Consider the following 7652-nt stretch of genomic DNA (forward strand, 5'->3'; position numbering starts at 1 on the left):
TTGTCCGCGCGGGAATCTCCTTTACCCGGACGATCCCTGAACTTGTCAGCGCGCTATTCCTTGTCTTGCTCTTCGGCTTCGGCCCGGTCGCTGGGATCCTGGCGCTCGCCATTCACAGCATCGGTTTTCTCGGCAAGTTTTATGCCGAGGATGTCGAGACGGCCGAACTGCGCCCACAGGAGGCCCTGACTGCGCTCGGGGCCGGCCGCCTGACTGTCCTGCGGCTCGCTGTCCTCCCGAATGTCATACCGTCCTTCGTGGCCCTGACCCTTTATGTAGTCGACCGGAACATCCGCATGGCGACCGTCATTGGCCTCGTCGGGGCTGGGGGGATCGGCCAGCTGTCAACGCGGTGCGGAACGGGTGGCCCGACGCTAGGGGTCTGGCCCGCCCTTGCTAGCCGGACGGATGGCGCCCTGTTGGCTGGCCCAGCGCAGCTGGCGCACCATCCCCCGCAGCAGCGCGGTGTCTTCACTGCTGGGGGTGGCGCGCTGCAGCAAGGCCCGCAGCTTGGCCATCCGCGCCCGGGCGGTGTGGGGGTAGAGGAAGCCCACGGCCAGAAACAGAGCCTCCGCATCGCTGAGCAGATCCTCGAGCTCGCCGCGCCGGCAGGGCTCCCGGCTGGGCTGGCCTGCTGCCGGGGTTCCGCCGAGGCCCCGCCAAGCCTGCAGGGCCAGCGCCACCGCATGGGAGAGGTTGAGGGAGCGGTAGGGGGTGGCGGTGTCCAGCTGCAGCAGGCAGCCGGCCTGCAGCAGTTCATCGTTGCTGAGGCCCCGGTCCTCCCGGCCGAACACCAGCGCCACGAGCTTGTCCGCGGGCCCATCGGCCAGCCAGGTCAGGGCCGGAATGGCGTCCAGCAGGGGCAGGGGCTCCCCTGCGCCACGGCCGCTGGTGGCGACCACCCGGTGGCAGTCGGCCAGGGCTGCCGCCAGGTGGGGGAACACCCGGGCCCGCTCCAGGTGGGCCACCCCGTGCACGGCCATGCGGCGGGCCTCCTCTCCGAGCGGATCGCAGCGGGGGGCCACCAGCCGCAGCTCCTGAACATCGAAATTGGCGCAGAGGCGCGCCACGCTGCCCACGTTGAGGGGGCCGGCAGGCTCCACCAGCACCACCGCCAGCGGCGAGATCCCCTGCCGGGGAGCGCTCGCCTCGGGAGGCTGCGTCACACCAGCCCGTTCAGGTAGGCCAGCAGGTCGGCCATGGCCTGGGGTTCGGGCTGGAAGCGCGGCATCGGCGGCGTACGGCCGCTCACCACCTGTTGGATCAGCTGGCGCTGGTTCTTGCGCTGGGACACGCCGTGCAGGTCGGGGCCCACCAGGCCCTGGGCGGCAATGCCGTGGCAGCCGCTGCAGTTGAGCCTGAACAGCTGGGCCCCGTGCTCCACCGACCCCCGCAGTTCAAGGGTCTGGCGGGTGTAGGGGTCCCGGCTGGAGGCCGGCAGCACCAGCAGGGCCACCACCACGCAGGCCGCTGCCGCCGCCAGCACGAGGGCCGCCACCAGGCCCCGGGGAATGGCGGGTTGGACGATCTGGCCGGTCATCGAGGCGGGTGGGGGCTGCAGGACAGGGAAGCGGTTCTAGGGAAGGGGCGAGGCAGGATCAACGTTGCCATTGCCTTCCCCAACAATGGCGCTGCCCATGGGAAGATTGTGGACTGAGGCCTGTTGCGCGTTCACATGATCGAACCCCTGCTCTGCGGCATCGTGCTCGGCCTGGTCCCCGTGACGCTGCTGGGTCTGTTCGTGGCTGCCTGGAACCAATACCGCCGCGGCAGCGCCCTCGACGCCTGACGGGCCCCAGGGCCTCAGGATGATCACGCTGGTGGAGCCGTAGCGCCGCTGCTGAGCGAGGCTCCATGTCGGCGGCACTGCCGGTGCAGCGTCGCTGGCGCATTCCAGCAGCAGCCTGCCGTGGCCGCTGAGCCACCCCCCTTTGGAGATGGCCTGCGCCAGGGCTGGGTACAGCCCGGCCCGGTAGGGCGGATCGGCGTAGATCAGGTCGAAGGGCTGGCCCTGGCAGCCCCGCTGCAGCCAGCGCACCACCTCGCAGCAGTGCACCTGCACCCGGCCGGTGCCGGGCTCAGGCCCGCCCTCTACAACGGGCACACCGCCCAGCACCAGCTCCAGGTTGCGCCGGGCCAGGGAGGCCAGGCGGCGATCCTGCTCCACGGCCACCACCAGCCGGGCACCGCGCTGCAGGGCCTCGCAGGCCATGGCGCCGCTGCCGGTGCAGAGATCAAGCCAGCGGCAGCCGTCCAGCTCGGGGGCCAGGTGATTGAGCACGGCCTGCCGCACCCGCGACGGCGTTGGGCGGGCCTTGGCTCCAGGAGGGCTTTCGAGCTTGCGGCCGCCGCTGAGGCGCAGGCTCACGGTGTCCGCTCCACGCCACGGGCCTGCTCCAGCCACTCCAGCCAGCGCCGCAGCATCGCTTCGCCCGCCTCCGCCGACTTCTCGGGGTGGAACTGGCAGGCGGCGATCGCTCCCTGCCACACCGCCGCGCTCACCAGCTCCCCCGCCACGCTCACCCAGGCGGTGGTGCAGGCCGGGTCCAGGGGATCCGCGGCGTAGGAGTGCACGAAATAGACCCAGGCTTCAGGGGCTTCGGCGGGCAGGAGCGGACTGGCCCGGCCCGGCACCAGCGGCTCCCAGCCCATGTGGGGGATCGGATGGCCCGGCTTGCGGGGCAGGGCCCGCACCCGGCCGGGGATCAGCCCCAGGCCCCGGGAACGGCCCTCGTCACTGGTCTCGAACAGCAGCTGCAGGCCCAGGCAGATGCCCAGCAGGGGGAGTCCTGCGCCGCACCAGTGGCGGGTGGCGGCGGCGAGCCCGCTGCTCTCCAGCCGTTCCATGGCCGGATCAAAGGCCCCCACGCCCGGCAGCACCAGGCCGTCACAGCCCTGCATCTGCTCGGCGGCCTGCACCGGCACCACGGCGGCCCCCAGGCGCTCGAAGCCCCGCTGCACCGAGTGCAGGTTGCCCATGCCGTAGTCGATCAGGCCGATGCGGGTCATGCCGGCTCCTGGCTCGGCAGCTCCACCGGGAGGTCTGAGGGAACGTCCATGGCGTTGAGGCTATCGATCAGCTGATACAGCCGCCCCATCCGCCGCCTGTCGAAATGAAAGCGCAGACAGGGCCGCAGAAAGCCGCGCTGATCGATGCTTTCGGCGGCCTGAATGCTGCCCTGGTCCACCAGGTCGTCGTAGCTGAGGTTCAGCTGGCGCAGCTGCTCCGCTGTGAGGGAGGCGTTGAGCAGCAGCTCCACCCGGTCCCGTTCCAGGGTGGCGGCGTGGAAGCGGCGGTAGAAGCGCTCGATCTGGGCCATGGCCGCCTCGGCGCTGTCCGTGAGAAACAGCAGGGAGGTGTCCTCCGGGGAGATCAGCCCCCGTTCCTGCATCGCGTTGAGGCTGTGCTCCTGCCAGCTGAGCCAGAAGGGGTCGTCCGGGGCGGCCAGCAGCACCAGTGGGATCGGAGGGGTGCGACCGGTCTGGATCAGCGTGAGCGACTCGAACAGCTCGTCGAGGGTGCCGAAGCCACCGGGCAGCACCACCAGGGCATCGCTCTCCCGCAGGAAGAACAATTTGCGGGTGAAGAAGTAACGGAAGTGCAGCAGCCGACCGTCACAACTGCTCACGATCGGATTGGGATGCTGCTCGAAGGGCAGGTCCACATTGAGGCCGATGCTGCGCTCACAGCCCGCGCCCCGGTTGGCGGCCTCCATGATGCCGCTTCCGGCGCCGGTGATCACTTCAAACCCTGAGGCCACGGCGGCTTCGGCCAGCTGCTCAGCCAGCTGGTAACTGGGATCATCCAGCTCGGTCCGGGCAGAGCCGAACACCGACACCTTGCGCACATCCCGGCGAGGACGGAACACCGCCAGGGCTTCACTGATGTCAGCCAGGGTGCCTTCGACAATGCGCCAGGCCTCGGGCTCCTGCTCCTGCCGGCAGATGTCCAGAAGGGATACCAGGGCCCGGTCGATCAGGCGCCGCTGGGGATGGTTCCGGCTCACGGCCGCGATCGCATCCAGGGGGCTCAGGCCACCGGCCCTGGTAGCGGGCTGGATGGGCCTGGAACCGCTCATGGGTTGGAACTCAACACAGGGGCGAGGCCCCTGAGGGGCTCGAAGCGGGCCCGCTTCAGAGGTATTTGGAGATGGTGCCTGAGAGGGTGGTCTTGGGGACGGCCCCCACGACCGTGTCCACTTTCTGACCACCCTTGAACACCATCAGGGTTGGGATGCTGCGGATGCCGTACTGACTGGCGACGTTGGGGTTCTCGTCGGTGTTGAGCTTGAACACCTTGATCTGGCCCTCGAACTCCTTGGCGATTTCGTCCACGATCGGCGCCACCATCCGGCAGGGTCCACACCAGGGAGCCCAGAAATCCACCAGCACGGGCACGTCGCTCTTGAGCACGTCCTGTTCGAAGGAGGCGTCGGTAACGGCGGCTGCGCTGGACATCCTTGTGGTGATCGGGTTTCTGCAATCTAGCAAGGGCCGTCTGATCTCCCCTGACGAGGCCAGACAAGCGTTGCAGGGCGTTAAGGACAAAAGGCCCGGACGTGCCGGGCCGGAGGGTGTGAGGAGTGTGCGAGCTGTGAAGCCCCCACGGTTTCAAGATAGGACTTACTTGCCCATGCCCAGCTGCTGGGCCTTCTGGTACACCTTGCCCTCGGTGAGCAGGGACGGGGCCACCACCACCTCCACCTGCTGCATCTCCTTGAGGGTGCGGGCCCCCAGGGTGCCCATGGAGGTGCGGATGCAGCCCAGCAGGTTCTGGGTGCCGTCGTCGAGGCCCGCCGGACCCCGCAGGATGGTCTCCAGGCTGCCGGTGGTTCCCACCTGGATCCGGGTGCCCCGCGGCAGCACCGGGCTGGGGGTGGCCATGCCCCAGTGGAAGCCCCTGCCGGGGGCTTCGCTGGCCCGGGCGATGGGGGAGCCGATCATCACGGCGTCAGCCCCGCACGCCAGGCACTTGCAGATGTCGCCGCCGGTGACGATGCCGCCGTCGGCCACCACCGGCACGATCCGGCCCGTCTCGGCGGCGTAGTCGTCGCGGGCGGCGGCACAGTCGGCCACGGCCGTGGCCTGGGGGATGCCGATGCCGAGCACACCGCGGCTGGTGCAGGCCGCACCCGGCCCGATCCCCACCATCACGCCGGCGGCGCCAGCCCGCATCAGCTTCAGGGCCACCTCATAGGTGACGCAGTTGCCGATCACCACCGGCACGCCGAAGTCGCGGCAGAGGGCCTCGAGATCGAGGGTCTGCTGGCCCTCAGGCCCCACGTGCTCGGTGCTCACCACCGTGGCCTGCACGAAGAACAGGTCGGCACCGGCTTCGGCGATCGCCTTGCCGAAGCGGATGGCGGCCACCGGGGTGGCGCTCACGGCGGCGATGCCGCCCTGGTCCTTGATCTCCTTGATCCGCCGGCGGATCAGGTCTTCCCGCACCGGCTGGCTGTAGAGCTCCTGCATCAGCCCCACGAACTCACTCTTGCCCACGGCCGTCATGCGGTCGAGCACGGGGTTGGGGTCGTCGTAGCGGCACTGCACCCCTTCGAGGTTGAGCACGCCGAGGGCCCCCTGGCGGGTCAGTTCCACGCACATGCCCACGTCCACCACGCCATCCATGGCACTGGCGATGATCGGGATGTCGCGCTTGATCCCCCCCAGAGTCCAGCTGCTGTCCGTCACCGAAGGGTCCACCGTGCGGCCGCCGGGCACCAGGGCGATCTCGTCGATGCCGTAGGCGCGACGGACGGTTCGGGAGCGGCCCAGCTGGATGTCCACCGGAAACTGACGTATTGGGGTCAAGCTATCAAGTGGTCTGACGAGCTCCGCCACCGCCAGGCAGGCCTTCAGCCGCCGCCGAGGAACGACTCCCAGCGCTGCCTGAGGCCGGCCACGAGCTCGCGGCGCTCGCTGCTGCGCAGCAGTTTGGGCAGGCCCTTGCGCAGCACCCAGATCACCCCCACCAGCTCCAGCAGGCCGGGCACCAGGGGCAGACCGTTGAGCGCGCCGAGCAGGGAGGCGTAGATCCGCAGCACCAGCACAACCGCCACCACAGCCAGCAGGGCCGTGAGGGGTGTGCGGGACTGCTGCCAGATCCGCTGCAGCTCGCCGCTGGCCAGCCAGTCCTGCAGTTTGCCGCTGAGCAGGGCCCACTCGCCCCCCTCAGCGCCGTCGGCGTCCGCGCCCTCCAGCGGCGGCACGGTGATCGTGGCGGCGATGCTGGGGTCGAGTGCGGGGCTGGGCTCCGGGGGCACCCCAGGAGCTGCCGCGGTGACGCCCGCATCGGGGGGGATGGCCGCCGGCTCGGCAGGCGGGGTGCTCTCGGGTTGAGGCGGCTGCGGGATCGTCTCTGCCGAGCTGTCTGCGGCCCCGCTCTGCTCAGCCCCGCTCTCCCCAGTCTTGTTCTCCTCAGCCATGGCCCTCCGGCAACCGTGCGGTGATCGTGGTGGGGGGGAGCTTAAGCGTGGTTGCCGTGGTGGTCAGACATCAGGGATCGAGCGGCAGCTGGGCGGATCGGCTGCCCAGGGCCCGGCTGGGCAGACGCAATGGGAAACGGCCGGCCGGCAGGGCCTCCAGCAGCTGCTGGGCGATCTCCTCGGCCAGGCGGGGGCTGTGGGCCGGCGCACAGCGCACGGGGCGGTCTCGCAGCCGGAAGCTGCCCTGGGTCAGCTCGGCGTAGCTGACACGCCCGAAGGCCGGCTTGACCCGCCTGGGCAAGGCCAGATCCAGCACCGTGGCCGCGAGCTCTGAGGCCCCGGCCGCAGCCTGGCGGGCGCCATCGAGGTGGAGCAGGGGCACCGGAGCTGCGATCGCCACCAGCAGGGCACCGCCATGGCCCTCGAAGTGAGCGGCCCGGAGCCAGCGGCGATCGAGGCCATGCAGATCCACCGCCACCGCCACGGCGGCTCCGGGGGTGGTGGCATGGCCGCTGGCCTGGCGCCGCGGGCTCGGCTGGTGGCCGCTGCCACTGCCCATCACCCAGCCGATGCAGCCGGCCACGAGCACAGGGGAGCCCGGCCCAAGCAAGCTCAGGGCGGGCATGGTGAGGCCGATGCTGCCGGCGCCACCGCAGCTGTACAGGCCTGTGGTGAAGGGGCCCAGCAGCGGGCCGAAGGGGCTGTGGCACACCCCGGGGGCGCTGCTCACCGCCACCACGCCGTTTTCGACGATGGCGCGGTGCAGCAGCAGACGTCCGGCACCGATGCGCTCCAGGTTGAGGTCGGTGTGGAGCTCCCGCCTGGGGTGCAGGGGTGTGGCCTCGCCACTGGCATCGAGGGGGAGGGTCTGGCCCGCCAGCAATTGATCCAGCACGGTGGCGCCACTGAGCCGGTCGGGGTCCGCCAGGCCGCCGCCGATCGGCAGCACCAGTTCGCCGCTGCCGCCGCTGGCCAGGCCGCTGACGCCGCCCAGCTGGACGCTGTGCAGCCGGATCGGCGGATCACTGGGGCCCAGGGAGAGGTGCAGGGACGCCTGGTCGGTGAACACCGCATCGGCGGCCACCACCACATCGGTGCTGGCAAAGGCCGCTTCGAGGCCCTCCTGCCGTACCAGGCGGCGGTAGGCGCTGGCACGGCGCACCCGCAGGTCGCCGCGCTGCTGCCGCTGCTGCAGCTGGGCTTCGCTTCGGATCGGTGGCTCCATGG

At 70.5% G+C, this 7652-nt stretch carries 9 protein-coding genes and 2 pseudogenes; 2 read left to right on the forward strand and 9 right to left on the reverse strand.

The features are described from left to right. Positions 1-14: 14 nt before the first annotated feature. Positions 15-338, forward strand: a pseudogene (locus tag IQ216_RS14735) (PhnE/PtxC family ABC transporter permease); the annotation flags it as partial. A 36-nt stretch (positions 339-374) separates the two neighbouring features. Here the strand turns inward: IQ216_RS14735 and IQ216_RS09375 are convergent. After that, positions 375-1166 (reverse strand): RNA methyltransferase, encoded by a 792-nt coding sequence (locus IQ216_RS09375; protein WP_370566691.1) that lies wholly within the window; start codon positions 1164-1166, stop codon positions 375-377. Continuing rightward, a complete protein-coding gene (locus tag IQ216_RS09380; protein WP_193815259.1) occupies positions 1163-1540 on the reverse strand; it encodes a cytochrome c in 378 nt (125 codons plus the stop codon). Before IQ216_RS09380 ends, IQ216_RS09375 begins: the two co-directional genes overlap by 4 nt. Before the next feature lie 135 nt (positions 1541-1675). Here IQ216_RS09380 and petG point away from each other — a divergent pair, with 135 nt between their 5' ends. Further along, entirely contained in the window at positions 1676-1789 is a 114-nt protein-coding gene (gene petG, locus IQ216_RS09385) for a cytochrome b6-f complex subunit V (RefSeq protein ID WP_186700639.1), read from the forward strand. Positions 1790-1867: 78 nt separating this feature from the next. On the opposite strand, the pseudogene IQ216_RS09390 reads toward petG, so the two are convergent. The 7 genes and pseudogenes from IQ216_RS09390 to IQ216_RS09420 all read right to left on the reverse strand — a co-directional run. After that, positions 1868-2404: pseudogene (locus tag IQ216_RS09390) on the reverse strand (RsmD family RNA methyltransferase); the annotation flags it as partial. After that, positions 2365-3009 (reverse strand): imidazole glycerol phosphate synthase subunit HisH, encoded by a 645-nt coding sequence (gene hisH, locus IQ216_RS09395; RefSeq protein ID WP_186697003.1) that lies wholly within the window; start codon positions 3007-3009, stop codon positions 2365-2367. The gene hisH and the pseudogene IQ216_RS09390, both read right to left, overlap by 40 nt. Continuing rightward, positions 3006-4079, reverse strand: coding sequence for an LOG family protein (locus IQ216_RS09400; RefSeq protein WP_193815260.1), 1074 nt, complete (start codon positions 4077-4079; stop codon positions 3006-3008). The genes hisH and IQ216_RS09400 overlap by 4 nt, the downstream gene beginning before the upstream one ends. Positions 4080-4134: 55 nt before the next feature. Then, the gene (trxA, locus tag IQ216_RS09405; RefSeq protein ID WP_186697001.1) at positions 4135-4458 is read right to left on the reverse strand and encodes a thioredoxin; all 324 of its coding nucleotides are present in this window, start codon (positions 4456-4458) and stop codon (positions 4135-4137) included. Positions 4459-4623: 165 nt separating this feature from the next. After that, on the reverse strand, positions 4624-5787 hold the full coding sequence (locus tag IQ216_RS09410) for a GuaB3 family IMP dehydrogenase-related protein (protein WP_186697000.1): 1164 nt from the start codon (positions 5785-5787) through the stop codon (positions 4624-4626). A gap of 68 nt (positions 5788-5855) precedes the next feature. Then, positions 5856-6425: a CAAD domain-containing protein gene (locus tag IQ216_RS09415; RefSeq protein WP_193815261.1), complete on the reverse strand. Its 570-nt coding sequence runs from the start codon at positions 6423-6425 to the stop codon at positions 5856-5858. Positions 6426-6495: 70 nt separating this feature from the next. After that, complete coding sequence (locus IQ216_RS09420) at positions 6496-7650, reverse strand: homocysteine biosynthesis protein (RefSeq protein WP_193815262.1); 1155 nt, start codon at positions 7648-7650, stop codon at positions 6496-6498. Positions 7651-7652 lie beyond the last annotated feature (2 nt).

This window comes from Cyanobium sp. LEGE 06143, assembly GCF_015207535.1.
GTDB lineage: Bacteria > Cyanobacteriota > Cyanobacteriia > PCC-6307 > Cyanobiaceae > NIES-981.

What these genes read in the sequence shown, in the direction of transcription:
- hisH (WP_186697003.1), bottom strand. Translation starts at nt 3,009, where the DNA reads ATGACCCGCATCGGCCTGATCGACTACGGCATGGGCAACCTGCACTCG.
- trxA (WP_186697001.1), bottom strand. Translation starts at nt 4,458, where the DNA reads ATGTCCAGCGCAGCCGCCGTTACCGACGCCTCCTTCGAACAGGACGTG.
- petG (WP_186700639.1), top strand. Translation starts at nt 1,676, where the DNA reads ATGATCGAACCCCTGCTCTGCGGCATCGTGCTCGGCCTGGTCCCCGTG.
- IQ216_RS09420 (WP_193815262.1), bottom strand. Translation starts at nt 7,650, where the DNA reads ATGGAGCCACCGATCCGAAGCGAAGCCCAGCTGCAGCAGCGGCAGCAG.
- IQ216_RS09380 (WP_193815259.1), bottom strand. Translation starts at nt 1,540, where the DNA reads ATGACCGGCCAGATCGTCCAACCCGCCATTCCCCGGGGCCTGGTGGCG.
- IQ216_RS09415 (WP_193815261.1), bottom strand. Translation starts at nt 6,425, where the DNA reads ATGGCTGAGGAGAACAAGACTGGGGAGAGCGGGGCTGAGCAGAGCGGG.
- IQ216_RS09400 (WP_193815260.1), bottom strand. Translation starts at nt 4,079, where the DNA reads ATGAGCGGTTCCAGGCCCATCCAGCCCGCTACCAGGGCCGGTGGCCTG.